Annotated in this window: 23 protein-coding genes; 8 read left to right on the forward strand and 15 right to left on the reverse strand. The window is 72.9% G+C overall.

Annotated features, from left to right (window positions below; genetic code table 11):
* Positions 1-34: 34 nt before the first annotated feature.
* On the reverse strand, positions 35-472 hold the full coding sequence (locus ASD06_RS01520; RefSeq protein WP_056672244.1) for a hypothetical protein: 438 nt from the start codon (positions 470-472) through the stop codon (positions 35-37).
* A 164-nt stretch (positions 473-636) separates the two neighbouring features.
* On the opposite strand from ASD06_RS01520, the gene ASD06_RS01525 reads away from it, so the two are divergent.
* The 3 genes from ASD06_RS01525 (at position 637) to ASD06_RS01535 (ending at position 2,747) form a co-directional block, all read left to right on the forward strand.
* Entirely contained in the window at positions 637-1,479 is an 843-nt protein-coding gene (locus tag ASD06_RS01525; RefSeq protein WP_056672943.1) for a sulfurtransferase, read from the forward strand.
* A 103-nt stretch (positions 1,480-1,582) separates the two neighbouring features.
* On the forward strand, positions 1,583-1,864 hold the full coding sequence (locus ASD06_RS01530; protein ID WP_082537566.1) for a holin: 282 nt from the start codon (positions 1,583-1,585) through the stop codon (positions 1,862-1,864).
* A 1-nt stretch (position 1,865) separates the two neighbouring features.
* Complete coding sequence (locus tag ASD06_RS01535; protein WP_056672247.1) at positions 1,866-2,747, forward strand: oxygenase MpaB family protein; 882 nt, start codon at positions 1,866-1,868, stop codon at positions 2,745-2,747.
* 13 nt (positions 2,748-2,760) lie between these two features.
* Here the strand turns inward: ASD06_RS01535 and ASD06_RS01540 are convergent, their stop codons facing one another.
* On the reverse strand, positions 2,761-4,884 hold the full coding sequence (locus ASD06_RS01540) for a DEAD/DEAH box helicase (protein WP_056672945.1): 2,124 nt from the start codon (positions 4,882-4,884) through the stop codon (positions 2,761-2,763).
* A 319-nt stretch (positions 4,885-5,203) separates the two neighbouring features.
* Between ASD06_RS01540 and ASD06_RS01545 the strand changes: the two genes are divergently transcribed.
* On the forward strand, positions 5,204-5,749 hold the full coding sequence (locus tag ASD06_RS01545; protein WP_157371429.1) for a GNAT family N-acetyltransferase: 546 nt from the start codon (positions 5,204-5,206) through the stop codon (positions 5,747-5,749).
* On the opposite strand, the gene ASD06_RS01550 is transcribed toward ASD06_RS01545, so the two are convergent.
* From ASD06_RS01550 to ASD06_RS01590, 9 genes are all read right to left on the reverse strand, one after another.
* Positions 5,746-6,420, reverse strand: coding sequence for a response regulator (locus tag ASD06_RS01550; RefSeq protein WP_056672249.1), 675 nt, complete (start codon positions 6,418-6,420; stop codon positions 5,746-5,748). The genes ASD06_RS01545 and ASD06_RS01550 overlap by 4 nt on opposite strands.
* Positions 6,417-7,868 carry a DUF4118 domain-containing protein gene (locus tag ASD06_RS01555; protein ID WP_162248021.1) on the reverse strand — a complete coding sequence of 484 codons (1,452 nt, stop codon included), beginning with the start codon at positions 7,866-7,868 and terminating at the stop codon, positions 6,417-6,419. Before ASD06_RS01555 ends, ASD06_RS01550 begins: the two co-directional genes overlap by 4 nt.
* Entirely contained in the window at positions 7,865-9,802 is a 1,938-nt protein-coding gene (locus ASD06_RS01560; RefSeq protein WP_056672954.1) for an APC family permease, read from the reverse strand. Before ASD06_RS01560 ends, ASD06_RS01555 begins: the two co-directional genes overlap by 4 nt.
* A 136-nt stretch (positions 9,803-9,938) precedes the next feature.
* Positions 9,939-11,873, reverse strand: coding sequence for a YhgE/Pip domain-containing protein (locus ASD06_RS01565; RefSeq protein WP_056672250.1), 1,935 nt, complete (start codon positions 11,871-11,873; stop codon positions 9,939-9,941).
* Complete coding sequence (locus tag ASD06_RS01570) at positions 11,870-12,520, reverse strand: hypothetical protein (RefSeq protein WP_056672252.1); 651 nt, start codon at positions 12,518-12,520, stop codon at positions 11,870-11,872. The genes ASD06_RS01565 and ASD06_RS01570 overlap by 4 nt, the downstream gene beginning before the upstream one ends.
* Positions 12,517-13,116 carry a TetR/AcrR family transcriptional regulator gene (locus ASD06_RS01575; RefSeq protein ID WP_162248022.1) on the reverse strand — a complete coding sequence of 200 codons (600 nt, stop codon included), beginning with the start codon at positions 13,114-13,116 and terminating at the stop codon, positions 12,517-12,519. Before ASD06_RS01575 ends, ASD06_RS01570 begins: the two co-directional genes overlap by 4 nt.
* A gap of 37 nt (positions 13,117-13,153) precedes the next feature.
* Complete coding sequence (locus tag ASD06_RS01580) at positions 13,154-15,763, reverse strand: SpoIIE family protein phosphatase (protein WP_162248023.1); 2,610 nt, start codon at positions 15,761-15,763, stop codon at positions 13,154-13,156.
* Positions 15,764-15,915: 152 nt separating this feature from the next.
* Complete coding sequence (gene katG / locus ASD06_RS01585) at positions 15,916-18,108, reverse strand: catalase/peroxidase HPI (protein WP_056672957.1); 2,193 nt, start codon at positions 18,106-18,108, stop codon at positions 15,916-15,918.
* Positions 18,109-18,140: 32 nt separating this feature from the next.
* The gene (locus ASD06_RS01590; protein ID WP_056672258.1) at positions 18,141-18,566 is read right to left on the reverse strand and encodes a Fur family transcriptional regulator; all 426 of its coding nucleotides are present in this window, start codon (positions 18,564-18,566) and stop codon (positions 18,141-18,143) included.
* A gap of 190 nt (positions 18,567-18,756) precedes the next feature.
* On the opposite strand from ASD06_RS01590, the gene ASD06_RS01595 reads away from it, so the two are divergent.
* Genes ASD06_RS01595 through ASD06_RS01610 form a run of 4 tightly spaced genes read left to right on the forward strand, consistent with a single transcriptional unit; the run spans position 18,757 to position 21,894 of the window.
* The gene (locus ASD06_RS01595; RefSeq protein WP_056672260.1) at positions 18,757-19,182 is read left to right on the forward strand and encodes a DUF1622 domain-containing protein; all 426 of its coding nucleotides are present in this window, start codon (positions 18,757-18,759) and stop codon (positions 19,180-19,182) included.
* Complete coding sequence (locus ASD06_RS01600) at positions 19,179-19,505, forward strand: hypothetical protein (protein ID WP_200941786.1); 327 nt, start codon at positions 19,179-19,181, stop codon at positions 19,503-19,505. The genes ASD06_RS01595 and ASD06_RS01600 overlap by 4 nt, the downstream gene beginning before the upstream one ends.
* Complete coding sequence (locus ASD06_RS01605) at positions 19,502-20,584, forward strand: potassium channel family protein (protein ID WP_056672261.1); 1,083 nt, start codon at positions 19,502-19,504, stop codon at positions 20,582-20,584. The genes ASD06_RS01600 and ASD06_RS01605 overlap by 4 nt, the downstream gene beginning before the upstream one ends.
* Complete coding sequence (locus ASD06_RS01610) at positions 20,581-21,894, forward strand: DUF2254 family protein (RefSeq protein ID WP_056672263.1); 1,314 nt, start codon at positions 20,581-20,583, stop codon at positions 21,892-21,894. The genes ASD06_RS01605 and ASD06_RS01610 overlap by 4 nt, the downstream gene beginning before the upstream one ends.
* On the opposite strand, the gene ASD06_RS01615 is transcribed toward ASD06_RS01610, so the two are convergent.
* The 4 genes from ASD06_RS01615 to ASD06_RS01630 are packed head-to-tail and all read right to left on the reverse strand — an operon-like array spanning position 21,878 to position 25,055.
* On the reverse strand, positions 21,878-22,975 hold the full coding sequence (locus ASD06_RS01615; protein WP_082537570.1) for a DNA glycosylase AlkZ-like family protein: 1,098 nt from the start codon (positions 22,973-22,975) through the stop codon (positions 21,878-21,880). The two genes, ASD06_RS01610 and ASD06_RS01615, sit on opposite strands and share 17 nt — an antisense overlap.
* Positions 22,976-22,984: 9 nt before the next feature.
* Positions 22,985-23,206, reverse strand: a complete 222-nt coding sequence (locus ASD06_RS01620) for a DeoR family transcriptional regulator (RefSeq protein ID WP_056672267.1) — start codon at positions 23,204-23,206, stop codon at positions 22,985-22,987.
* 13 nt (positions 23,207-23,219) lie between these two features.
* On the reverse strand, positions 23,220-24,056 hold the full coding sequence (locus ASD06_RS01625; RefSeq protein ID WP_056672960.1) for a carbohydrate ABC transporter permease: 837 nt from the start codon (positions 24,054-24,056) through the stop codon (positions 23,220-23,222).
* Between the two features lie 9 nt (positions 24,057-24,065).
* Positions 24,066-25,055, reverse strand: coding sequence for a carbohydrate ABC transporter permease (locus ASD06_RS01630; RefSeq protein ID WP_082537571.1), 990 nt, complete (start codon positions 25,053-25,055; stop codon positions 24,066-24,068).

Genomic DNA, 25,055 nt, shown 5'->3' on the forward strand with positions numbered 1-25,055 from the left:
GCGACGCCGACACCGCGGCGAGCAGCCGCGGGCTTCAGCGCACCACGAGCTGGCGCGGCACCAGCCGCTGCCTGCGGGGGCTGACTCCCCCGGCCACGCCCACAGCCAGCGGCACGGTCGGCAGCACCCGGTAGGCGTCGTGGCCGAACTCCTGCAACCAGCTGATCGAGGCGTGGGACGCCGTCACGAGCGACAGCGAGGCGCCCTGGCGCGCCAGCACCGCGCGGATCCAACCCAGGACGAGCACCGACTCCTGGCCCAGCTCGGCCCCGTTGACGTCGAGCACCACGTGCGCCGTACGCACCTTGAGCGCGGCCTGCACGGCCTTGCGCAGCGCGCCGAACGCGTCGCCGTCGAGCGGCCCGGTGGCGGTGATGACCGCGACCCCGGCCGTGACGCGCGCCGAGGCCTCGAACGGCGCGACGTCGGCCACCGCCTCGGACGGAGCGGGGGCGGGCTGCACGTGCGTCATCGGGACCTCCGGGTCAAGTCCGGGTCGAAACCGGTGGAAGTGGCTCGACCTGAGGTTCGCCGCCGACGGGTGGTGCTCGCCAGGGACCATGGTCCTCCGGGGCGAATGCTGCCCGGCGGTGAGCTCGGCCGGTGGCGGCGCGGGAGGTGTGGCACGGTGCTGGCATGCAGGTTCCCGCACCTCGCGCGCTGCCGGTCGTGGTCGGCGGGCAGTGGCTGGCCGCGCACCGCGATGACGTGGTGGCGGCCGACGTCCGGTGGTACCTCGACGGCCGGTCGGGGCGTGCCGCCTACGACGCCGGGCACCTTCCCGGTGCCGTCTTCGTCGACCTCGACCGGTGGCTCGCCGCGCCACCGGACGCCAGCGGCGCGCGCCACCCGCTGCCCGACCCGGCGGTGTTCGCCGAGGGCATGGCCGCGGCCGGTATCGGGGACGACACCGCCGTGGTGGCGTACGACGACGCCGGCGGGGTGATCGCGGCCCGGCTCGTGTGGATGCTGCGCGCCACCGGGCACGCCGCCGCGCTGCTCGACGGCGGCCTGGGTGCCTGGGCAGGCGCGCTCAGCACCGAGCTGGTCGCCCCCACTGCGGCTGCGCGGTTCACGGCGCGCCAGTGGCCGGCGACGCTGCTCGCCACCGTCGACGACGCCACCGACCCGCGACACGTCGTACTCGACGCCCGCGACCACGAGCGCTACGCGGGCGCCACCGAGCCGGTCGACCCGCGCGCCGGCCACATCCCCGGAGCCCGCAGCCTCCCCACGCGCGAGCACCTCGACGCTCATGGGCACTTCCTGCCCAGAGACGTTCTGCGGCAACGGTTCCAGGAGGCCGGAGTTCACCCGGGATCCTCGGTCGTCGCCTACTGCGGGTCCGGCGTCACGGCCTGCCACAGCCTGCTCGCGCTCGAGCTCGCGGGGTTCGCTCCCGGCCGGCTCTACCCCGGCTCGTGGTCGCAGTACTGCGCCGACTCCTCGCGCGAGGCGCGCACCGGCGACCGGCCCTGACCCACCGACGCCAGGAAGTTCCCGGCTCGACGCATCAGGACGGCAGCCGCTCGCCTCTTGTCATCAGCGGGTCGCCTCGATCCGCGGAGCAGGAGCAGGAGCCATGTCGTACTTCAGCCGAGCGTTCCTCGCCGCCGCCGGCGAGCGCGCCGTCAAGACCTTCGCCCAGACGCTCGCGGCGCTGCTGGCCGCCAACGGGTCCGGCGTCCTGGACGTCGACTGGCTGGGTGGCCTGTCGGTCGCCGCCTCGGCCGCCGTCGTGTCGCTGCTGACGTCGGTGGCGTCCGGTGGGGTGGGTGAGCCCGGTCCGTCACTGACGAGCGAGGGGCTGGCAGCGAACCGCGCCAGCCGGAACAGGAGCCGGCAGGTCGCCGTTCGCACCTGATGTGACGCTCCTCGACCCCGCCCTCCACCGGGCCCGCACGCAGCTCGCCGGTGCCCTGCGCGCCCGCGTGGCCGGCCGGGACGCCCAGCGCAAGGCCGAGCGCATCTGGCTGAGCGAGGGCCCCCGCTGGTTCACGCCCGACGACCCGATCTGGCGGGTGCACGCCGACGCCGCGATGTTCCCCGCCGGCATCCGCGCGCTGCTGCTGCAGTCGCTGCACCCCCTGGCGATGGCCGGCGTCGCGGCGCACTCGGGCTACAAGGGAGACCCGTGGGGCCGGCTGCAGCGCACGAGCGAGTTCCTCGCGACGACGACGTTCGGCACCATCGAGCACGCCGAGCAGCAGATCGCCCGGGTGCGCCGCATCCACGAGCGGGTGCGCGGCACCGCTCCGGACGGCCGGCCGTACGCCGCCAGCGACCCGCACCTGCTGCGCTGGGTGCACGTCACCGAGGCCGACAGCTTCCTCACCGCGTTCCAGCGCTACGCCGACGCACCGCTGACGCCCGCTGAAGCCGACCGGTACGTCGAGCAGGCGGCCGTGGTGGCGGGGCGACTCGGTGTGGTCGACCCGCCGACGACGGTGGAGCAGCTGCGGGCCACGATCGACGGCTACCGCCCCGAGCTCGCGAGCACCCCCGCCGCCCGCGAGGCCGCGCGCTTCCTGCTGGTGCACCCACCGCTGCCGATCGCTGCCCGACCCGGCTACCTGGCGCTGGCCGCCGGCGCCGTCGCCCTGCTCCCCCGCTGGGCGCGCACCCCGCTGCGACTGCCGTCGCTGCCCGTCACCGACCGGCTCGTCGGCCGCCCGCTCGGGGCGGCCGCGACGTCGGTGGTGCGCTGGGCGATGCGCCATCCGGACGACGTCCGCAACCGCGCGTAGGGCGCGGGCGGGCTCAGCGGCGGCGCAAGGCCTCGGTGAGCAGGCCCACGAGCGCCTCGAGCTGGACGTCGGCCGACACCGACACCTCCTCGTCCGAGCCGTCCAGGGCTCGGGCGGCGAGCCCGGCCTTGCTGTCGATGAGCTGGGCGACCTGGGTGTCGAGCGTCTGCGCCGCGATGATGCGCCACGCGGTCACCGGCTCGGTCTGGCCGATGCGGTGCACGCGGTCGATCGCCTGGGTCTGCTCGGCGTCGGTCCACGACAGCTCGGCGAGCACCACGTTGGACGCCACCTGGAGGTTCAGGCCCACACCCGCCGCGGTGAGCGAGCAGACGATGACGGGCACATCGGGGTCGTTCGTGAACGCGTCGATGTTCTCCTGGCGCGCCTTCGGCGTCTGGTCACCGCGCACCGACGAGTAGCGCATGCCGCGCCGCGCGAACGTCTCCTGCGCGGTGTCCATGACGTCGATGTGCTTGGCGAACACGACCACCTTGCCGACGCTGCGCGCCAGCTGGGCGGCGTAGTCGGCGGCGAGCCCGGCCTTGGCCTGGCCGATCCGGCGCATGAGCGAGAAGACGTTCTCGCCGGTGCTGGCCGCCTCGGCGTCGCGCTCGGCCTTGGCGACCACGCGCACGAGCTCGTGGTCGATGCCGTCGGTGGTGGTGGACGACGACCGTGCGGCCAGGGCGGCGTCGTACCGCTGCAGCAGGCGCCGGGCGAGCTCGGCCTCGGCCTCGCGGATCGAGCGGCCGGCGTCGTCGTCCAGCTCGACCGGCAGGTCGGCGATGCGACGGGCCGGGATGTCGGAGGCGACGTCGACCTTGCGGCGACGCACGATGCCGAAGTCGACGACGGTCGAGCGGGCGGCCGGGTAGAACTGCGGGTCGGCGGGCGTCCAGCCGTTCTCCTCCAGCGCGGCCAGCAGCTCGGCGCGGGGGGCCTTGGCTTCGATCCAGCCCAGGAACTCCCAGATCGCCTGGAAGTCCTCGATGTCGTTGACCAGCGGGGTGCCGGTGAGCGCCATCATGAGCGGTCGCAGCATCCGCTGCCGGATCCGCTCCGCCGTCTGCAGCACGTTCTGCGAGCGCTGCGAGGACTTGTTCTTGATGAAGTGCGCCTCGTCGACGACCATGCCGCGGAAGCCGAACGACCCCAGCCAGCCGACGTGGCGGTCGAGGATCTCGTAGTTGACGATCACGATGTCGGCGAAGCCGTCGACGTTCTCACCGTCACCGTGCACCACGGTGGGCACGCGGCTCGGGGTCCACAGGTGCACCTCGCGCGCCCAGTTGGTCTTGACGACGTTGGGCACCACGACGAGCAGCGGGAAGGCGTTCGCCGCCTGCGCCGCGAGCAGCGCCTGCGCGGTCTTGCCGAGGCCCGGCTCGTCGGCGAGCAGGAAGCTGCGGTGCCCCTGGGCCGCCGCGGCCACGAGCTGGCCCTGGTGGTGCATCAGCTGCAGGCCGTCGGGACCCTTGAGGGTCGCCGGCTCGGGCAGCTGCATGCACGAGGAGTCGCCGCCCTGCTCGAAGGAGCGGAACAGCGGACCGAGCAGCTCCCAGCCCGTGAGCAGGCCGGTGCGGCGGCGGCGTTCGCCGACCGCCTCGTAGTCGGGCTCGAGGAACGGGTTGGCGAGCTGGCGCGCGCGCACCGACATCGGGATCACCGAGCGGGCGGACGCCGGGTCAGGCACCTGCGGCTCGACCAGCTCCTCCGGCGGCTCGAGGCCGCCCTCGAGCATCATGTCGCGCTTGAGGATGCGGGCGTCGTCCGTCACCGAGGCGTCCTCGGCGAGCAGCCCGAGCAGGGAGGGGTCGCGCGCGGCGATCTTGGCGAGGATCGTCGCGATGCCGTCGAGCCGCTTGAGCTGCTCGGCGCGCCAGACCTCGGTGACGTCGTCCTGCGCCTTGACGCGGGCGCGTTCCTCGCGCACGAGCAGGGCGATGACCTGGAACTTCGTGCGCCCGCTGCGCCGGATGGCGCCGCGCTGGGCCTGAGCCTCGACCTCGCGCACCGCCTTGGCGAGCACGGGCATCAGGCCCTCGTCGTCCGTGTGCTTGGTGCGCCGCCGGTCGCGGCCGCTGGAGCTGCTGGAGCGCGACGTCGTGGCTGTGCGCTGGCCTCGTCCGGCCAAGGACTCCTCCTCCGGCGCCGTGAGGCGCAAGGGCGTGACGACACGGGACCGACCCGGCCCCGAGATCCGCGGCGGTGCAGCGCCGTCGGGTGCGGCGTCGAGCGCCGCGGCCGGCCGCCGTGCAGGCAGCCGGTGCAGGTGCGCCGGTCGCGTCGCGAGCTCACGTGGGAGCCACGAGGTGCAAGCCGGTGACACCACTCTACCGGACGAGGGCGCCGCTCCCACCGCGCACATCGGGTCCGAAGGGCGCGGCGGCCTCACTCCAGGCGTGCACCGTGGATCCGATGTGCACGGTGGGGGACGTCGCTAGGGTGCGGACGTGGACGAGCCGAAGCTGCCCCTTCGCACCGAGCGCCTCGTGCTGCGCCTGCACGAGCCGCAGGACACCGCTGCTCTGCGCGCGTACTACGGCGACCCCGAGGTCGTGCGGTACGTGCCCTTCGCGCCCTGGGACGACGAGAGCACGCCCGAGCACATGGCCAAGCGCGTGAAGCGGCGCGGGCTCACCTGCGAGGCACGCGGGCTCGGGGTCGTGGCCGTGCTCGACGGCCGCGTCGTCGGGGACGTCGCGCTGTGGAGCACGGACGACGCCCAGCGCCTCGCCGAGATCGGCTGGGCGTTCCACCCTGAGGTCGCCGGGCGAGGGCTGGCCACCGAGGCTGCGGCCGCGGTGCTCGACATCGCCTTCGACACCTACGGGCTGCACCGCGTGGCGGCGCAGCTCGATCCACGCAACGTCGCGTCGGCTCGCCTCTGCGAGCGCCTGGGCATGCAGCGCGAGGCCCACCTGCGGCAGAGCTGGTGGGAGGACGGCGAGTGGACCGACAGCCTCGTCTACGGCCTGCTCGAGAGCGATCGGCGCTAGGGCTCCAGCCGGTACCCCACGCCGGGTTCGGTGATGAGGTGCCGAGGGCGTGAGGGGTCCGGCTCGAGCTTGCGGCGCAGCTGCGAGACGTAGACGCGCAGGTAGTTCGACTCACTGCCGTAGTGCGGCCCCCACACCTGCTGCAGCAGCTCGCGCTGGGTGACCAGCTTGCCGGGATGGCGGGCGAGCACCTCGAGCACGTGCCACTCGGTGGGGGTCAGCCGCACCTGCGCCCCGTTCGAACGCACCGTGTGAGCCGCGAAGTCGACGGTGAACGAGGCCGTCTCGAGCCCGACCGCTCCCTCGGCCGGTGTCGCCCGCCGCACCGCAGCCCGCAGTCGCGCGAGCAGCTCGACGAGGTCGAACGGCTTGGTGACGTAGTCGTCCGCGCCGGCATCGAGCGCCGCGACCTTCTGCCCTCGGTCGTGCCGGGCCGACAGCACGACGATCGGCACGCTCGACCAGCCGCGCAGACCCTCGACCACCTCGACGCCGTCGAGATCGGGCAGGCCCAGGTCGAGCACCACCACGTCGGGCGGACGTCGGGCCGCGGCCGCGAGCGCCGACGCGCCGTCCGCGACCGCCTCGACGTCGTACCCGTGCGCCCGCAGGTTGATGGCGAGCGCGCGCCCGAGCGCGATCTCGTCCTCGACCACCAGCGCGCGGGTCATGACGGCGCACCCGACGGCTCGACGGGCGTCCGGGCCGGTGCGGCGACGCGCAGCGTCACCGTCATGGTGAGGCCGCCTCCGCGCGTCGCCGAGGGGGTGAGCGAGCCGCCCATCGCCTCGGTGAGCCCCTTGGCGATGGCCAGACCGAGCCCGGTGTGCTGCCCGCTCGCCCGGTCGTCGAGCCGCTGGAACGGCAGGAACATGCGCGCCCAGTCCGCTTCGGCGACGCCAGGCCCGTGGTCGACCACGGCGAGGTCGACCACCGCTCCGCGACGCCGGCCGACCACGCGCACCTCGCTCGGCGCTGCGTGCGCGCAGGCGTTCGCGACCAGGTTGGCCAGCACGCGCTCGAGGAGCGCGGCGTCCGCCACCACGAACGACAGGTCGTCGGGCACGTCGTTCGCGACCGCGCTGACGTGGCGGTCGATGAGCACGCGCGCCACGACCTCGTCCGCGGCCACCGGCTCCGCGGACACCACGACGGCACCGGCCTGCAGCCGGCTGAGGTCGAGCAGGTCGCTCACGAGGTCGGTGAGCCGGTCGGTGGAGCCCTCGATCGCCGCGAGCAGCTCGTCGCGCTCGTCGTCGCTCAGGGCGCTCCCGAGCCGCAGCGTGGTGACCGCGGTCTTCGTCGTGGCGAGTGGTGTGCGCAGGTCGTGACCCACTGCCGCGAGCAGGGCCGCACGCAACCGGTCTACCTCCGCGAGCTGCCGGGCGCGCGCCGCCTCGTCGGCCAGCACCTCGGCGTCCGCCGCCCGCGCGGCCGCGTGCGCCATCCCCCGCAGCACGCGGCGATCCGCGGCGAAACCCACCGGCCCGTCTCCGACGACCTCGCGGCCCGCGCCGGCGTCGACGCGCACCGTGCCCGCGCCCACCGGGGGCCCGTAACGGGCCACCACACGCGAGCTGCCACCGATCTCGCGCAGCTCCGCTCCGGTGAGTCCGAACGTCTGCGCGAGGTCGCGCAGGAGGCTCTCGGCGGTGCGCCCCACCAGCGGCTCCACGGCCACGCGTCCGAGCGCCTCGGCGTCCAGCTCGCTGCGCGCGGCTCGCGCCCGCTGGTCGGCGGCGGCATCGACCACCACGCTGACGATGGCGGCGACCGCCACGAACACCGACAGGGCGATGACCGAGTCACGGCTCTCGACGACGAAGGTGTGGAACGGCGGGGTGAGGAAGTAGTTGGCGAGCACGAAGGCCGCCGCCGCGGCGGCCAGACCGACCAGGACCCCGCCCACCGCCGCCACGAGCACGACGACCAGGAGGAACAGGAGCAGGACGCTGCCGAGACCCATGCTGCCTCGGGCCGCGACGAGAACCGCCGTGAGCGCCGGGAGAGCGACGACGGCGAGCCCCAGGCCGGTGGCGCGACGTCTGCCGGCGAGCGCGCCCGCCAGCGCCCGCAGCCCGCTGCGGTCACGGCCCGTCGACGTCGCAGACCTCGTCACGAGTCGACTGTGACACGACGGTCCGGTGCCTCGTGGTCGGATCCCGCCGAGCGCAGCTGCCAGGGCACGCTCGTCACCATCACCCCGGGTCGGAACAGCAGTCGCGCCTTGAGCCGCAGCGCGGACTGGTTGTGCAGCAGGTGCTCCCACCAGTGGCCGACGACGTACTCGGGGATGAACACGGCCACGACGTCGCGCGGGCTCGTGCGACGCAGGTGCGCGATGTACTCCAGCACCGGGCCGGTGATGTCGCGGAACGGCGAGTCGAGCACCACGAGGTCGACGGGGACGTCGCGCGCCAGCCACTGCGCCCGCAGCTCCTCGGTCTCCCCCGGTGAGGTCTGCACCGTGAGAGCCGTGAGCGTCGTCGGGCGGGTGGCCCGGGCGTACGCCAGCGCCTGCAGCGTGGGAGCGTGCAGCTTCGAGACGAGCACGACGGTGTGCACTCGCGAGGGCAGCGAGACGCCGGCCGGCTGGGGTCGCAGCTCGCGCTCGACACGGCCGTAGTGCCGCTCGATCCCCTTCATCAGCGCGAAGATGAGCGGCATCGCGATGACGACGATGTAGGCGCCGTGCGTGAACTTCGTGACCAGCACGACGACGAGCACGACCCCCGTCGCCCCGGCCCCGACGGCGTTGACGGCCCGGGCCCGATGCAGGTGGGCCCGCTGCCCGGACGTCGACCGCCGCAGCTCGCAGGTCCAGTGCCGCACCATGCCCAGCTGGCTCAGGGTGAACGACACGAAGACCCCGATGATGTACAGCTGGATCAGCCGGGTCGTCGACGCGGAGAAGGCGTAGATCAGGACACCCGCGAGCAGCGCCAGCACGACGATGCCGTTGGAGAACACCAGCCGGTCGCCGCGACGGTGCAGCTGGCGCGGCAGGTACCCGTCCCCACCCAGGATCGAGGCCAGGATCGGAAAGCCGTTGAACGCGGTGTTGGCCGCGAGCACCAGGATCGCAGCCGTGAACGCCTGCACCAGGAAGAAGCCGATCGAGCTGTGGCTGAAGACGGCTGCCCCGAGCTGGGCGATCACGGTGCGCTGGTCGTAGCCGGCCGGTGCCCCGACGAGCCGGGCCGGGTCGTCGACGACGTGCACCTTCGACACCATGGCCAGCGCGGTGATGCCGGCGAACATCGTGACGGTGAGCCCGCCCATGATCGCGAGGGTGGCCGCAGCGTTGCGGGCCTTGGGACGCCGGAAGCTCGGGACGCCGTTCGACACCGCCTCGACGCCGGTCAGGGCGGTGCAACCGGACGAGAAGGCACGCAGCAGCAGCGCCACGACCAACAGCCCTGAGGCGTGGTGGGTGGGCACCACGGAGAAGGCCGCCGACTCGGCCACCGGCGCGTGACCCGTCAGCGCCCGGTAGCCACCGACTGCGAGCATCACGAACACCGACGCGACGAAGCCGTACGTCGGGATCGCGAAGACCGTGCCGGACTCACGGACCCCGCGCAGGTTCATCACCGCGAGCACCGCGACGCAGGCCAGGCTCAGCGCGACGGCGTGCGGGGCGAGGGCGGGGAACGCGGACACGATGTTCGCCACGCCTGCCGCCACCGACACCGCGACGGTGAGCACGTAGTCGACCAGCAGCGCGCTCGCCGCCACGAGTGCGACGTTCGGGCCGAGGTTCTCGCGGCTCACCGTGTACGCGCCGCCGCCGTTCGGGTAGGCGTGGCAGGTCTGCCGGTACGACAGCACCACGACGCAGAGGAGCAGCACCACCGCCCCGGCGACCCAAGGCGCCAGGTGCAGCAGCGACAGTCCACCGAGGCTGAGGACGAGAAGGATCTCCTCGGTGGCGTAGGCGTTCGACGACAACGGGTCGCTGCAGAACACCGGCAGGGCGAGCTTCTTCGGCAGCAAGGTCTCCGAGAGCCGCTCGCTGCGCAGCCGTTCGCCGACGAGCAGCCGCTTCGGCATGGCGATGAGGGTGGTCACGACGCCACCGTGCCGCAGGGGGCTCAGGCACCGCTGACGTCTTGACGCCGCCTTGACGCCCAGGGCGCCGGCCCTGACCCGGCCTTGACGCCTCAGCCGCCCCGGCGGCCGCTGGGCGTCAGAGCACCAGCTCGGGGCGGATGCGCGCGGGCGTCCACACCCGACGTCGGCGTGCGGCCACTGTCGACAGCGCGAGCGCCCCGACCAGGCAGGCGGCGAGCACCAGCGCGTCGCGCGTCACGAGCGAGCCGAGACCGCCGTACAGCAGCTGACGCAACCCGTCGACGGCGTACGACATGGGCAGCACGTGGTGCAGCCCGTGCAGCGGCTCGGGGATCGTCTGCCACGGGAAGGTGCCGCCCGCGGTGACCAGCTGGGTCACCAGCAGCACCAGGCCGAGGAACTGACCCACTGCCCCGAACCACGCGTTGAGGGTCTGCACGATCGCCACGAAGGTCACCGACACCAGCACCAGGAAGCCGCAGGTCAGCGCGGCGTGGGCGGGCTCGATGCCCAGCCCGATCGCGATCGTTGCGAGCAGCGCCCCCATCTGCACGACCCCGACGAGCGCGGGCGTCAGCCACCCACCGACCGCCACCCGCAGTGGCGCCTGGTTGGACGCGAGCGCGCGGTCGGACAGCGGACGCACCAGGAGGAACAGCACGTAGGCGCCGATCCACGCCGCGAGGGCCATGAAGAACGGCGCGAGCCCCGCGCCGTAGGTGCCCGCGCTCGCCTGCGAGGTGCTCGCGACGCGCACGGGATCGCCGATGGTGGAGGCGATGCGGTCGCGCGTGCTGGCCGAGGGGTCAGGGATGCGCGCGGCGCCGTCCTTCAGCCTCGTGCCGAGCTGGGACGCTCCGTCGGCGAGCCGGCGCGTACCGCCCGAGAGCTCGCCCGCGCCGTCCGACAGCCGGCGCGTGCCATCGGTGAGCTGCCGTGATCCGGCAGTGAGCTGGTCGGCTCCGCGCCGGGCGCTGGTGATGCCGCTCGACAGCGCAGACGCGTTGTCCGCCAACCGCTTCGTACCATCGGCCACCCGCTCGACCCCAGCAGCGAGCGCGTCGAGCCGACCGCTGCTCTGCTGGACGTCGCCGAGCGCCCGGTCGAGCGGCGCCCCAGCCGCGTCGTACCGGTCGAGCAGCGACTGCTGCTGATCCGCCGGAAGGTCCGTGGCGGCGAGCGCCTGCTGCAGCTGCGCGCGACCCTCGGTGTACCGCTGCGCTGCCAGCTGCGCCGCTGCGGCCACGTGACGTCCGCTCGCCTCGACCGCCGCGTCGCCGTCAGCGACCTGCCGCGCACCCTCGGCCAGCCGGCGGCTCTGCTCCGGCAGGTCACGGGTGCGGGAGTCGAGCGAGCTCAGACCGTCAGCGAGCCGTGAGCTCGCGGCGGCGAGCTGCTCTGCGCCGGCGTCCACGCGGGTGGCGCCGCTCGCCAGCTGCGCCGCGCCGTCGTGGGCCGACCGCGCGCCGTCGGCGAGCCGTCCGGCGCCCTCGGCCGCGTCGACCAGCCCCGCCCGCACCTGGCTCAGGCTGAGCATGAACCGTCCGGCGGCCTGCGCGCCGAGCCGGCGGGCGACGGCGTCACGCACCTGCCCCGACACGTTCGTCGCGATGGTCGAGGCGAGGTAGGAGTTGGCGTCGTTCGTCGTCAGCCGCAACTGCGCCTGCTGGGGGCGCTGACGCTGCGGGCTGGTCAGTGCGGTGGTGAAGCCACGCGGGATCGTCAGCGCGAAGTCGTAGCGGCCGTCGCGTACACCCTGCTCGGCCGTGGTCGCCGAGACGCGGTGCCAGTCGAGGTTCGCCTTCTCCTGCAGGTCGTCGGCGACCCGGCGGCCGACGTTCGTGCGGTCGCCGTCGACGACGGCCCCGGAGTCCTCGACGACCAGCGCGGCGGGCACCCGATCCGTTGCGGCGTAAGGGTCGTGGTTGGCGTAGACGTACAGGCCGCCGTACAGCGTCGGCACGATCATGAGCGCGAGCACCGCGATGCGGGGCAGCCGACCGGCGGTGATGCGGCGCAACTCGGTCAGCGCGATGCGCAGGGCACTCACGCGGTCTCCTTCGAGGCGATGATGGCGCCGCCGATCTCGGCGGCGGGTAGGTGGATGAGGCGGCCGGTGCCGAGGCCCACGGTGACGAGCACGCCGAGGCCCTTCGCGGCCAGCGCGTGCAGCGGTGGCAACCAGGCCTCTGGCGTCGCACCGTGTCGCTCGGGCAGCGTGACCACCAGGAAGCGGACGTCGGGACGCCGGGCCGCCAGCCCCGCGAGCAGAGCCACCCGGGTGCGCGCGTCGAGGGCGTCGAACCGGTGCGGCGGCTGCGCGAGGCCGAGCTCAGCCAGGACGTCGTGCACCGCCGACCGGCGCGTCGACAGTCCGGCGGTCGCCAGCTCCTCGACGACGACGGTCGTGACGGGCAGGGCGCCGTCCGGCTCGCTGACGCCCGGGACGTCGACGAGCGCCACGGCCCGCTGCAGGTGGCGCGCACGGCTGTCGCCGTCGACGTCGACCGACCCCTCGTGCGCCAGCCGCCCGGCGAGCGCCAGCGCGAGAGCCGTGTGGCCGTGGCCCGGATCTCCTACTGCGGCAACAGCTTCGCCGGTCCGCACGATCACGTCCGTGGGTTCGAGCAGCGGCGCGTGACCGCCACCGACGGCCACGGCCCGCCCGGTCAGGATGCCTGCGACCTGATCGCTCACAGCGCGGACACCAGCCGCTCGACGTGGTCGGAGGCGATCCCCAGCGCGCGCAGCACCGAACGGGTGGCCACCACGGCCGCCTGCTCCTCGGCGATCTCCCCCTGCGAGACCGCGTCGAACAGTCCCCACTGCATGGCCCGCACCAGCCGCACGACGGCGTCCGGGCCGGCGCCGTGCAGGTCGACCTGCGCTCCGGCCGCCACGACGAGCTCACGCAGGCGGGCGCGCACAGCTTGCGTGGCACCTGACACCTGCTCGCGGACCCCGGGTGCGCGCGAGAGGTCGGCGAGCCGGTGGTGGCTCGCCACGAGGGCCGAGGTCGCGTGCACGAAGACCGCGAGCGCCTCGACGGCGTCGTCGCACGTCGGCACGGCCGCCAACCGCTCGGCCGCCGCCGCGCCCACCTCGCGCGCCAGCTCGGCCAGCAGGTCCTCGCGGCTGGCGAAGTGCCCGTAGAGGGTGCGCCGCGAGACACCGGCGCGCGCGGCGATGTCGCTCAGGGACGCCTCGGGCGAGGCGCTGAGCACGTCGAGCGCGGCGTCGAGCACGGCGCGGCGGTTGGCCACGGCATCAGCGCGGCGCGAGGGGGTCGGCACCCCTCCACTGTAGATAGATTGCACACTGATGTGCAACTTAGTCGAGCGGGTGGCGCTCCTGAGTCCGCGGGCCGCGCCCGGTGAGGTCGACCGCGAGCACCAGCAGCGCGACGTCGTCCTCGGCCCGGGCGGGCAGCATGCGCGCCAGCAGCTTGTCGCGCACCGTCTCGGGGTCGGTCCGCACCAGCTCACCGAGCGCCTCGCGCAGCATGGCGATGCCGACGTCGACCGGCTGGTCGCGCCGCTCGACGAGCCCGTCGGTGTAGAGCACGAGCAGGGCGCCGTCCTCGAGCGGCACGGTGTACTGCCGGCGCCCGATGTGGCCGATGCCGAGGAGCGGGTCGGCCGAGCCGCTGTCGTCGAGGGTCTCCACCTCACCGTTCGGGTGCAGCAGCAGCGGCGGCGGGTGGCCGGCGAGGCAGTACTGCAGCTCGAGCGCGCCGCCGTCGTCAGACGGCGCGACCCGACCCACGAACACCGTCGCCAGCGTCTCCTCCCCCAGCTGCTGCATGACGCTCTCGACGTCGGTGAGCGTGCGCGCCGGGTGGCCGCCGTGCCGCGCGGCGAGGGCCCGCACGAGCGTGCGCATCTCACCCATCGCCGCGGCTGCGAGCAGGTCGTGCCCCATCACGTCGCCGATCACGACGGTGGTCGAGCCGTCGGGCTGGTTGAACGCGTCGTACCAGTCGCCACCCACCTGGGCCACCTCGGCCGCGGGCACGTACGCCACCGACAGCGCCACGTCGGGCCGGGCCTGCGGCGTGCGCAGCAGCGAGCGCTGCAGCGTCTCGGCGACGGCGCGCTGCTGGCGGTAGAGGCGGGCGCGGTCGAGCACGATGCCGGCCCGCGCCGCGATCTCGCGCAGCAGCTGCACGTCCTCGTCCGAGAACTCACCTCGTTCCCGGTCGTTGACCACCGACAGCATGCCCACGGACTGCTCCTGCCCGCTGAGCGGCAGCACGACCGCGGAGTCGATCTCGAGCTCGGTGAGCAACCGCAACGGCTCGGCGTCGGTCTCGAACATGGTCGACAGCTCGTCGAGGGCGTTGCCGTTCAGCACCTGCACCGCGGAGGTCTCGACGGCGCGCACCACGAGCGAGTGGTCGGTCATCTGGTCGAGCCGACTCGACGCGTACCGCTCGACGAGCGATCGCCGGTCTGGGTCGGTGTGCCAGCCGACTGCCTCGCCGAGCCCTCGGCGCGTGCCGGCGTGCCGGTCGTCGTCGATGAGCGTGACGATGCACCAGTCGGCCAGCCCCGGCACCACCACCTGGGCCAGGCGGCGCATCGACTCCCGGGCGTCGAGGGTGCCGGCGAGCTCCTCGCTGACTCGCGCGATGAGCCCCGCCCGGCTGATCGCCTGCTGCGCGTTCTGCTCGGCCGCTCGGCGATCGGTGACGTCGATGAAGTAGACCGCCAGGCCGTCCGGGCTCGGCCAGGCGCGCACCTCGTACCACGCTTCGAGCGGCTCGGGGTAGTAGGCGTCGAACGCCACGGGATCACCGCTGTCGGCGGCGTGCCGGTAGTGGGTCTCGAAGTCCGACCCCACGGCGGCGGGGAACTCGGCCCAGATGGAGTTCCCCAGCAGCTCCTCGCGGGGGCGGCCCAGGACGCGCTCGGCCTCGGCGTTCACGAACGTGAACTGCCACTGCGGGTCGAGGAAGAAGAAGCCGGTCGACATCGAGTCCATGACCCGCGCGACGCGCGCTTCGTCGTCCTTGCGCGACGTGGTGTCCTGCGCGGCGCCGATCACCCGGACGACCTCACCGGACTGGTCGGTGAGCGCCCGGCCCCGAGCCGCCACCCACCGCTGGCCATCGCGCACGACGACGCGGTACTCGACCTCGAAGTCGCCCGCCTCGCTGACGGCCCGGTCGAGCGCCACCTGAACGCGGTCGCGGTCGCCGGGATGGACGCCGGCGTAGAAGTCCTCGATCGTCATCGGCCGCTCGCGGTCGGCGGGCGCGATGTCGAAGATGTCGAACAGCTGGCCGTCCCACACGAGCGCGCCGGTGGTGAGGTCCCAGTCGAAGGTGCCCAGGCCACCGGCCCCCATCGCCAGCTCGAGCACCAGGCGCCGGGCGGCGGCGTCCTGCAGCACCGAGCCGGCCTGCCCCACACGGCTGCGCTCGATGATCAGCGCGAAGGTGCCCACGAGGACGTCGATCGCCGCCAGCTCGGCGGCGCCGGGCCGTCGCGGCTCGCGCGAGTACAGGGCGAAGGTGCCGAGCGGCTCGTCCCGGCTGCCGATGATGGGCGTCGACCAGCAGGCGCGCAGGTCGAAGCGTCGAGCGAGGTCACGGAAGTCGTCCCAGAGCGGGTCGGTCTCGACGTCCTCGACGATCACGCGCGAGCGGCGGTAGGCGGCCGTGCCGCACGAGCCGACGCTCGGGCCGATGCGCACGCCGTCGATGGCCGCGTTGTACTCGGCCGGCAGGCTGGGAGCGGCGCCGTGGCGCAGGTGCTGGCCGTCGTCGTCCAGCAGCAGCACCGAGGCCATCACCTCACGCGACGAGGCCTGCTCGACGGCGCGCAGCAGGTCGTCGAGGACGAGCACGAGCGGCTGGCCCGCGACCACCTCGGCGAGCGCGTCGGCCTGGGCCGACAGCAGGGCCGGAAGGCCCCCGAGCCCCTCGAGCTGCCCCACGTCGCCTGCGGGGTCGTGCGCGTGCCGTGACCCCACAGGGTTGCCTCCCGATCGGTTCTGGACATTGTGCACCCTTGCGAGCGGCGCGCAGCAGCACAGCGGCCCGGGTCGGGGCGAACCCCACCCGGGCCGCTGGCTGCAGCTCGCTCGCCTCAGCCGAGGTCGAAGCGGTCGAGCATCATCACCTTGTGCCACGCGGCGACGAAGTCGTGCGCGAACTTCTGCTGCGCGTCGTCGGCTCCGTAGACCTCCGCGAGCGCCCGCAGCTCGGAGTTGGCTCCGAACACCAGGTCGACGGCGGTGGCGGCCCACCGCACGTCGCCGCTCGTGCGGTCCCGACCCTCGTACACGCCCTCGTCGGACTGCGACGCCTTCCACTCCAGCCCCTGGTCGAGCAGATTGACGAAGAAGTCGTTCGTCAGCGCGCCCGGGCGGTCGGTGAAGACGCCGTGCGCGGTGTCACCGGCGTTCGCCCCGAGCGCCCGCATGCCGGCGACGAGCACCGTCATCTCGGGGGCTGTGAGGGTGAGCAGGTTCGCGCGGTCGAGCAGCAGCGTCTCAGGTGACAGCTTCTCCCCCGGCCGCACGTAGTTGCGGAACCCGTCGGCGCGGGGCTCGAGCACGGAGAACGACTCGACGTCGGTCTGCTCCTGGGTGGCGTCCGCGCGGCCCGGCGTGAACGGCACGCTCACCGACAGGCCGGCGTCCTGCGCGGCCTTCTCGACCGCCGCACCTCCGGCGAGCACGATGAGGTCGGCGAGCGAGATCTTCTTGCCGGACTCGCTGTGCGCGCCGTTGAAGTCGCTCTGCACCTGCTCGAGCGTCGAGAGCACGGTGGCGAGCTCGTCGGGCTGGTTGACGGCCCAGCTGCGCTGCGGCTCCAGGCGGATGCGGGCGCCGTTCGCACCACCGCGCTTGTCGGTGCCGCGGAAGGTGACGGCCGAGGCCCACGCGGTGCGCACGAGCTGCGCCGTCGTCAGGCCGGTGGCGAGGACCTTCTCCTTCAGCGACGCGACGTCGGCGTCGTCGACGAGCTCGTGGTCGACGTCCGGCACGGGGTCCTGCCACAGCTGCGCCTCGGGCACCCACGGGCCGAGGTAGCGCGACACCGGGCCCATGTCACGGTGCAGCAGCTTGTACCAGGCCTTGGCGAACGCCAGCCGGAACGCCTCGGGGTCCTCGAGGAAGCGGCGGGAGACCTTCTCGTAGGCCGGGTCGAAGCGCAGGGCGAGGTCGGAGGTGAGCATGCGCGGCTCGCGGCGGGTGGAGGCGTCGTGGGCCATCGGCACCATGTCGGCGCCGCCGCCGTTCTTCGGTCGCCACTGCTTCGCGCCGGCCGGCGACTCCATGAGCTCCCACTCGTACGCGAACAGGATGTGGAAGAACTCGTTGTCCCAGCGGGTCGGGTGGTAGGTCCAGGTCACCTCGAGGCCCGACGTGATGGTGTCGTCACCCTTGCCGCTGCCGTAGGTGTTGCGCCAGCCGAGGCCCTGCTCCTCCAGCGGGGCCGCCTCGGGCTCCGGGCCCACGTAGTCGGCCTTCGCCGCGCCGTGGGTCTTGCCGAAGGTGTGGCCGCCCGCGATGAGCGCGACGGTCTCCTCGTCGTTCATCGCCATGCGGCGGAACGTCTCTCGGATGTCGTGGGCCGAGGCCAGCGGATCGGGGTTGCCGTTCGGGCCCTCGGGGTTGACGTAGATCAGACCCATCTGGACGGCGGCCAGCGGGCCCTGCAGCTCACGTTCACCCGCGTAGCGCTCATCGCCGAGCCAGGCGTCCTCCGGGCCCCAGATGACCTCCGGCGGCCGGTAGACGTCGTCGCGACCGAAGGCGAAGCCGAAGGTCTCGAAGCCCATCGACTCCAGGGCGGCGTTGCCGGCGAAGACGATCAGGTCGGCCCAGGAGATCTGCTTGCCGTACTTCTTCTTCACCGGCCACAGCAGGCGGCGCGCCTTGTCGAGGTTGGCGTTGTCGGGCCAGCTGTTGAGCGGGGCGAAGCGCTGCGCGCCGTCACCTGCGCCGCCGCGGCCGTCCTCGATGCGGTATGTACCGGCCGAGTGCCAGCTCATGCGGATGAACAGCGGGCCGTAGTGACCGAAGTCGGCCGGCCACCAGTCCTGCGAGGTGGTCATGCACTCGATCACGTCTCGCTTCAGCGCCTCGACGTCGAGCGACTGCACCGCCGCGCGGTAGTCGTAGTCGGGTTCCATCGGCGTCGGCTTGGCGCCGTGCTGGTGGAGCACGTTCAGGTCGAGCTGGTTCGGCCACCAGTCCTGGTTGGTGTGGGGCCGGGTCCTCTTCGGCTCGGGGGCCGGGATCGCCGGGTTCTCGCTCTCGCTGGCAGACACGTCGGTCTCGCTCCTTCGTGGTGGGTCGGCTGTCACGCCGCGGCGCGGCAGTCGGGGCACAGGCCCCAGTAGGTCACCTCGGCCTCGTCGATGACGAAGCCGTGGTCGTCCGAGGCCGTGAGGCACGGGGTGTGCCCCACGGCGCAGTCCACGTCGGCGATCGCGCCGCACGCGCGGCAGACGACGTGGTGGTGGTTGTCGGCCACCCGGCTCTCGTAGCGGGCCACGGAGCCCGACGGCTGGATCCGCCGCACCAAGCCGGCCGCCGTCAGCGCCCGCAGGACGTCGTAGACGGCCTGGTGCGAGACGTCGTCGAGGCGCGAGCGAGCGCCCTCGATGATGGCGTCGGTGTCGGCGTGGGGCCGGGCGTGCACGGCTTCGAGCACCGCGAGGCGCGGGCGCGTGACCCGCAGCTGCGCCGAGCGCAGCATCCCCTCGAAGTCGATGGCCGTCCCCATGGGCTCGAGCCTCGCGTACTTTCTTGAACCAGTCAAGACAACCGCGAGCCCGGGCCCCGCCTCCCGCCGTCACCCGGCGCCCCTGGCGCGCACTTCGGATCCGACGTGCGGGACGGGGGTGAGGTTCGGCAGGCGCAATGCTTGCGCGCCTGCAATCGTAGAGGGCCACCTGCCGACGAAAGGAGCGTGCGTGCCGACCGCGCAGACCTTGATCTCGGACGACTGGCTGCGCTCCGGCGTCGACGCCTTGGTGATCCTCGTCGAGGCGGCGGGGGCGCTGGTGATCGTGGCCGGTGCCTTCCTGGCGTTCGTCCGGTTCGTGGGCGTGCTCCCCCGCCGCGACGCCGACGCGTTCGTGCCGGTGCGGTTGACCCTGGGCCGGTTCCTCGCCCTGGGCCTGGAGTTCCAGCTCGCCTCCGACGTCCTGCGCACCGCGATCGCACCGAGCTTCGAGGAGCTCGGCAAGCTGGCCGCCGTCGCGGCGATCCGGACGGCCCTGAACTTCTTCCTCGCCCGCGAGATCCGTGAGGAGCAGGACGTCATCGCCCGCGATCACGACCCGGCCCAGCCGCGACCGCCCGCGACGGGCCCGCACACCGCAGCCTCGCGGCCATGAACCTCGCCACCTTGTCGAGCGCGGCGGCCCTGGTGCTCGCTGCGGCTGGTGTGCTGCTCGCCGCGCTGACACTCGCGGCCACGCGCCGCCCGCGGCCGGCCCTCGGCGTCCTGCTCGACCTTCTTCTCGGCGCCGGGCTGCTGCGCCTGACCTTCCTCGACACCTGGACGGCGATCGCGGGCGCCGCGGCGCTCGTGGCGATCCGCAAGCTCGTGGTGCTCGCCCTGACGTCGGACTCGCGCCGTCGCGTGCGAGCGGTCGCTGCGCCCGCTGGCGCGACCCTCACGAGCGGCACAGCGCAGCGGAGGTGGCGGATCCGATGACGGCCTGGCCTGCGGCCCTGCAGGTTGTCGGCGGCGCGTGCGTGACGCTGGTGATCGCCGACGTGTTCTTCACGGTGCTCTTCCCGGCGAGCGGGCACGGGCCGATCCGCCGTCCGCTGTCGAAGCTCACGTGGCGCGGCTTCGCGATGCTCGCCCGACCGATGCGCCACCGCACGCGCCGGCGGTTCCTCGCCTACAGCGGGCCGGTGCAGATCGCGGTGACGATCCTCGTGTGGGTGGCGCTGCTGATGGTCGGCTGGGCGCTGGTGTACCAGCCCGCGCTGGGGCACGGGATCAGCGCCGCCCAGGGCCACACCAACACCGACTTCGCGACGGCGCTGTACTACAGCGGCTTCTCGCTGACCACCCTCGGCACCGGTGACGTCATCGCGTCGACCGACCTCTACCGGCTGCTGACCATCGCCGAAGCGGCCCTGGGGTTCAGCGCCTTCACCATGGTGCTGACGTACTTCCTGTCGGTCTACAACGCGCTGGTGTCGCGCAAGAGCTTCTCGGCCACGCTGCACCACCGCACCTTCGACACGGGCGACCCCGTCCAGCTCCTCGTCGGCCTCGCTGACGACGGCGATCTGCCGCAGTCGCGGCCGCAGCTGTCGACGATCGCCGAGTTCCTCACGCACACGGCCGAGACCCACCGCTCGTACCCGGTGCTGCGGTACTTCCACTTCCGCCAGCACCGGTACGCCCTCCCCCGGCTGCTCCTGCTCGCGCTGGACTCCGCGACGCTCGTGCAGACCGCGCTCGCCGGTGACCGCTACCGCGGGCTGATCCGCTCCTCGGCGGTCTACCAGCTCGTCGCCGCCGGCATGCAGACGCTGCAGGAGCTGGTGCCGCGGGCTGAGGCGAAGTCCCCCGACGACGAGCGGATCGCGCACTGGCGCAGCCGGTTCTGCGCCGAGGTGGAGGTGCTCCGGGCCGCTGGACTGGCCGTCGTCGCCGACGTGCAGCAAGGCGCTGACGAGTACGTCGCGCTGCGAGCGCGCTGGGACGCCCCCCTACGCACGCTGAGCGACGAGATGCTCTACGACTGGAAGGACATCGAGGTGGCACGACCGTGAGCAAGCGCGAGACAGGTCAGCCTCTGGCCGCCCGCACACCGCACGGCTTGGTGCTGGTGCGACGGGCCTTCCGCGAGTTCGCCATGGTGCCCAGCCTCGTGGTGCTGGCCTTCCTGGCCCTCGCGGTGCTCTCCGTGGTGGCCGACGAGGGCCACGTGGCCGTGCTGCACGGGCTACGAGACGCCGTGGGTCAGGTCATCGGCAGCAAGTCGGCGTCGACGGCCTTGCAGGCGATCGCGACCGGGCTGATCACCGTCACCTCCATCACGTTCTCGGTGCTGCTGCTCGCGGCCCAGCAGACGGCCTCGAACCTCTCCCCCGTCGTGTTCGACCAGTTCGTACGCCGCCGCATCAACCAGCTGCTGCTCGGGTTCTTCGTCGGGCTGTGCGTGTTCGCGTACCTCGTGATGGCGGCGCAGACCGGCACGCCCCCCGTGGTGGGGGCAGCGATCGCGACGCTGCTCACGGTGGTCGCGATGGTGCTGCTGCTGGTGCTCATCTACGTGACGATCGACCAGATGCGGCCGGCCAACGTGCTGCGCCAGATCCACCGGCAGACCCTCACGGCGCGCAGCCTGCAGGCGCCGCTGCGCCGCTGCACCCTGAGAGCACCGCGTCGCACCGATGGCGTGACGGCGCGGTACCGCTCGGACCAGACCGGGTTCGTCACCGGCATCGACGTGCAGAGCCTCGGCCGCGCGCTGGAGCGGGCACCCCGGGCCGAGATCCGGCTGCAGGTCACCCTCGGCCAGGCCGTCACCTACGGCGACGTCATCGCCACCGTCTACGACGACGAGGAGGGCGTGGCGCGCACGCTCGCCCACGACATCCGCTCCGCCATCCTGCTGGACCAGTGGCGTGACATCTCCCGCGACGCCACCACCGGCGTCGCGGAGATCACCAACATCGCCTGGACGAGCGGGTCGACGTCCAAGCACAGTCCGCAGGTGGCTCGCCAGGGCCTGGACATCCTGAAGGACCTCGTGGCGCGCCGCTTCGACGAGGACGACGACCGCGGCCAGGAGCCGACGGAGCCACTCAGCGTGGTGTACCCGGACACCTACCTCGACCAGCTGCTCGACGCCATCTACGGCCTGCTCGTGGTGGCGCACGAGTCGCACCAGCACCTCACGGCGTCCCGGGTGCTCGACGTCTACCGCGCGCTGCTGCCGGAGGCGCCCGCGGCCGTTCGGCAGCAGATCCTGGCCGACCTCGACCGTGGTCGTTGGCTGCTGGACCAGCTGCCGCCCGCCGGCATGCTGGACGCGGCACGCAGTGCGCTGGAGCGCACCATCACCGAGCTGGACTGAGCCGCAGCGGACGACCGAGCGCGGCGCCCAGTGCCTCGACGGCGCGCTCGAGCGCGGCGGGCTCGGGCGGCATGCACTCGCGGAACCAGTCTGCCGTCAGGCGTTCGCCCTGCACCTTCCAGGTACCGGCCACGACACCACCGTGCACCACGAGGTTCGCCGACTGGCTGACGTCTTGGCGGCGCGCTGGCGGCACCACCCGCACGTCCGACGTCCCGGGCGCCATGACCCAGGGATCGCGAGCCGGAAGCAGCACGACAGCGGACGACGGGCGCGCCGCACGCAGGTCATCGACGTCGTCCGCGAGCACCAGCACGACCTCGCCCTCGATGCTGATGCGCGCCAGCTGGTCGTCGAGGGCGTACAGCCAGCGCGTGACGTCCCGCCGGCGGCCGCCGAGCCCCTTGCCCACCCACTCGTGGACCCGCTCGGCCGTTGAGGGCCCGTGCGTGCGCAGGTACGCCGTGACGACGGCGTGGCCGGCTTCCTCGAGCTCGGGGAGGCCGGCCCAGCCGGGGACGTCCTCGAGCCGAAGCAGGGTCAGCCTTCCCTGCGGGCCGCTGCCCAGACCGACGTCGCCCTGCCAGGTGAGGGGTTTGAGAACGGTCTCGTTGCCCTCGGCGATGGCCTCGCCGACGCGGCGGTAGCGCCGGCTGCGGCGCAGCTTCGCAGCCAGCTCGGCGACGGTGAGCGGCCGCTCGGCCACGGCATCGCGGACGAAGGCGCGAAAGGCCGGCCAGTCCGACGCCTCGAGCTGGTAGAAGCTGCGCCAGCTGGGCAGCTCCCACATGCGACCGGACGCACGCACCGCGAGGTAGGCGCCGGCGTCCTGCGGCGTCATGAGGTGGGTGCCGCCGCGGAAGGTGAACGCCTTGACCACCTCGCGCGCCTCGAGCGCGCGCGTGGCGTCCCCCACCCGACCGCCGCGGCGCGCGGCGACCGCGAGCTCGGCCGTGCTGTCGGGCCACGCGGGCACGGCGCCGAGCTGCCGCACGACGTCGACCACCGCGCCGCGGCCAGGTGGGTCGAGCTGGTGGCGTCGCAACCGCCAGGCCAGCGCCGACCGCCAGGTCACTGCCACGCGGCCACGCTAGCCCTCGGGCCGCTCCCACGGCGACGACGACGTCCGGACGGCGCCCCCCTGCACGCGCTGCACGTCGGGGGTCGTGCGGCTGAGCGCCGCGAGATCGCGGTGGGCGGTCATCGGCGAGACACCGAACATCTCGACGACCTCGGCCACCGTCACGCCGCCCGTGCTGCGTACGTGCCGGCGCAGCCGCGTGAGGCGCAGCTGGGGCAGAGGCACGGTCATGAGCTCAGCTCCCTCACCCCTTCAGCCCGGAGCGGGAGACGCCTTCGATGATGAAGCGCTGGGCGAAGACGTACAGCAGCAGCACCGGCACGCTGGCCACGACGGCCCCGGCCATCAGGAGGTCGTAACGGACGTTGTTCGCGGACTGCAGCGTTGCCAGGCCAGCGGGCAGCGTCTGCGACTCAGGGCTGAACAGCACGTACACGGGCCAGAGGAAGTCGTTCCAGTTGGTGAGGAACGACAGGACGGCCAGCGTGACCAGCGCAGGCTTCGACAGCGGCAGCACCACCCGCAGGAACACCTGCAGCAGGTTCGCCCCGTCGAGGCGAGCGGCCTCCTCGAGCTCGCGCGGCAGCGACAGGAAGAACTGCCGGAGGAAGAAGACGCCGAACGCGCCGGCCGCCGTGGGGACGATCACCGCCAGCAGGGTGTCGAGCCAGCGCAGGTCGCCGACGATGAGGTAGTTCGGGATGACGAGGATCACGGGCGGCACGAAGAGGGTCACCACGATGAGCGCGAAGACGACCCGCTTTCCCCTGAAATCCATGCGCGCCAACGGGTATGCCGCCAGGGCAGCGGTCAGCACCACCAGCAGGGCGTTGGCCGACGCGGCCACCATGCTGTTGAGGAACCAGTGCAGCACGGGGGTTCCCGAGGCGTTGAGCACCGAGTCGTAGGCCTGCGTCGTCGGGTGCCGCGGGATCCACGTCGGCGGGACGGCGGCCGACTCCTGGCGCGTCTTGAACGACGTCACGAGCATGAACAGCAACGGGCTGACGAACAGCAGCCCGAGCACCGTCAGGGGCACGTAGCGGCCGGCGGCCTGCCGCCGTCGGACGGTCGCGGTCATGGCCATGGCTCAGGCCCTCCTCTCGCGGAACAGCCAGAACACCCCGACGCTCAGGAGCATCAGCATCACCGTCAGCACGTACGACATCGCCGCGGCGTCCCCCATGTGGTAGTTCCGCAGCCCCGTGTCGGTGATGTAGTAGATGACCGTGCGGGTCTCGACGCCCGGAGCCCCGCGCGTCATGAGGTAGGCCTGCCCGAACATGTTGGCCGACGCGATGATCGTGATCATCGTGACGAACGACAGCACCGGACGCAGGCCAGGGAACGTCACGTTCCAGAAGCTCTGCCACCGGTTGGCGCCGTCGACCCGCGCCGCCTCGTAGAGCTCGGGCGAGATGTCCTGCAGCCCGGCCAGGTAGATGACGGCGTTGAAGCCGAGCGTCCACCACACGGTGACGCCGACGAGCGCCACCCAGGCTGCAGGCGTCGACGTCAGCCAGGCGATGTTGTCCGGCAGGCCGACGGCCCCGAGGTACTGGTTGACGACGCCGATGTTGGAGTCGAGCAGGAACCGCCAGATCACGGCGACGACGGCGACGCCGAGGACGTACGGCGCGAAGTAGATCGCGCGGAACAGGTTGCGGCCCGGGAACTTCTTGTTCATCACCAGTGCCACGACCAACGGGATGACCAGGAGCAACGGCACGCTGAGCACCGTGAAGATGCCGGTGGCCCGCATCGCCGACCAGAAGTCGGAGAAGGTGGTGGAGCTCGGGTCGACGAGCTTGACGTAGTTGTCGAGCCCCACCCACGGCTTGCCCGGCAGCGTGTAGTCGTAGTCGTGCAGGCTGATCCAGACGCCGTAGACGATCGGGGCGATGACGAACACCCCGAACAGCACCAGGTAGGGCGTCATGAACAGCCACGCGGCACCGGTCTGGTTCGTGGTGCTGCGTCGTCGGCGGCTGCGGGCGGTGTCCCCCGGCACCACGCCGCTCGCCGCGCCCGGAGCCAGGGCGGCTCCAGGCGTCGGGCGGTCGGTCTGCGGGGCCGTCAT

This window comes from Angustibacter sp. Root456, assembly GCF_001426435.1.
Classification (GTDB): domain Bacteria; phylum Actinomycetota; class Actinomycetes; order Actinomycetales; family Angustibacteraceae; genus Angustibacter.

Coding starts and splice junctions, on each gene's coding strand:
- ASD06_RS01520 (WP_056672244.1), bottom strand. CDS start 472: ATGACGCACGTGCAGCCCGCCCCCGCTCCGTCCGAGGCGGTGGCCGAC.
- ASD06_RS01525 (WP_056672943.1), top strand. CDS start 637: ATGCAGGTTCCCGCACCTCGCGCGCTGCCGGTCGTGGTCGGCGGGCAG.
- ASD06_RS01530 (WP_082537566.1), top strand. CDS start 1,583: ATGTCGTACTTCAGCCGAGCGTTCCTCGCCGCCGCCGGCGAGCGCGCC.
- ASD06_RS01550 (WP_056672249.1), bottom strand. CDS start 6,420: ATGACCCGCGCGCTGGTGGTCGAGGACGAGATCGCGCTCGGGCGCGCG.
- ASD06_RS01560 (WP_056672954.1), bottom strand. CDS start 9,802: ATGCCGAAGCGGCTGCTCGTCGGCGAACGGCTGCGCAGCGAGCGGCTC.
- ASD06_RS01590 (WP_056672258.1), bottom strand. CDS start 18,566: ATGGGGACGGCCATCGACTTCGAGGGGATGCTGCGCTCGGCGCAGCTG.
- ASD06_RS01600 (WP_200941786.1), top strand. CDS start 19,179: ATGAACCTCGCCACCTTGTCGAGCGCGGCGGCCCTGGTGCTCGCTGCG.
- ASD06_RS01605 (WP_056672261.1), top strand. CDS start 19,502: ATGACGGCCTGGCCTGCGGCCCTGCAGGTTGTCGGCGGCGCGTGCGTG.
- ASD06_RS01620 (WP_056672267.1), bottom strand. CDS start 23,206: ATGACCGTGCCTCTGCCCCAGCTGCGCCTCACGCGGCTGCGCCGGCAC.
- ASD06_RS01625 (WP_056672960.1), bottom strand. CDS start 24,056: ATGACCGCGACCGTCCGACGGCGGCAGGCCGCCGGCCGCTACGTGCCC.
- ASD06_RS01630 (WP_082537571.1), bottom strand. CDS start 25,055: ATGACGGCCCCGCAGACCGACCGCCCGACGCCTGGAGCCGCCCTGGCT.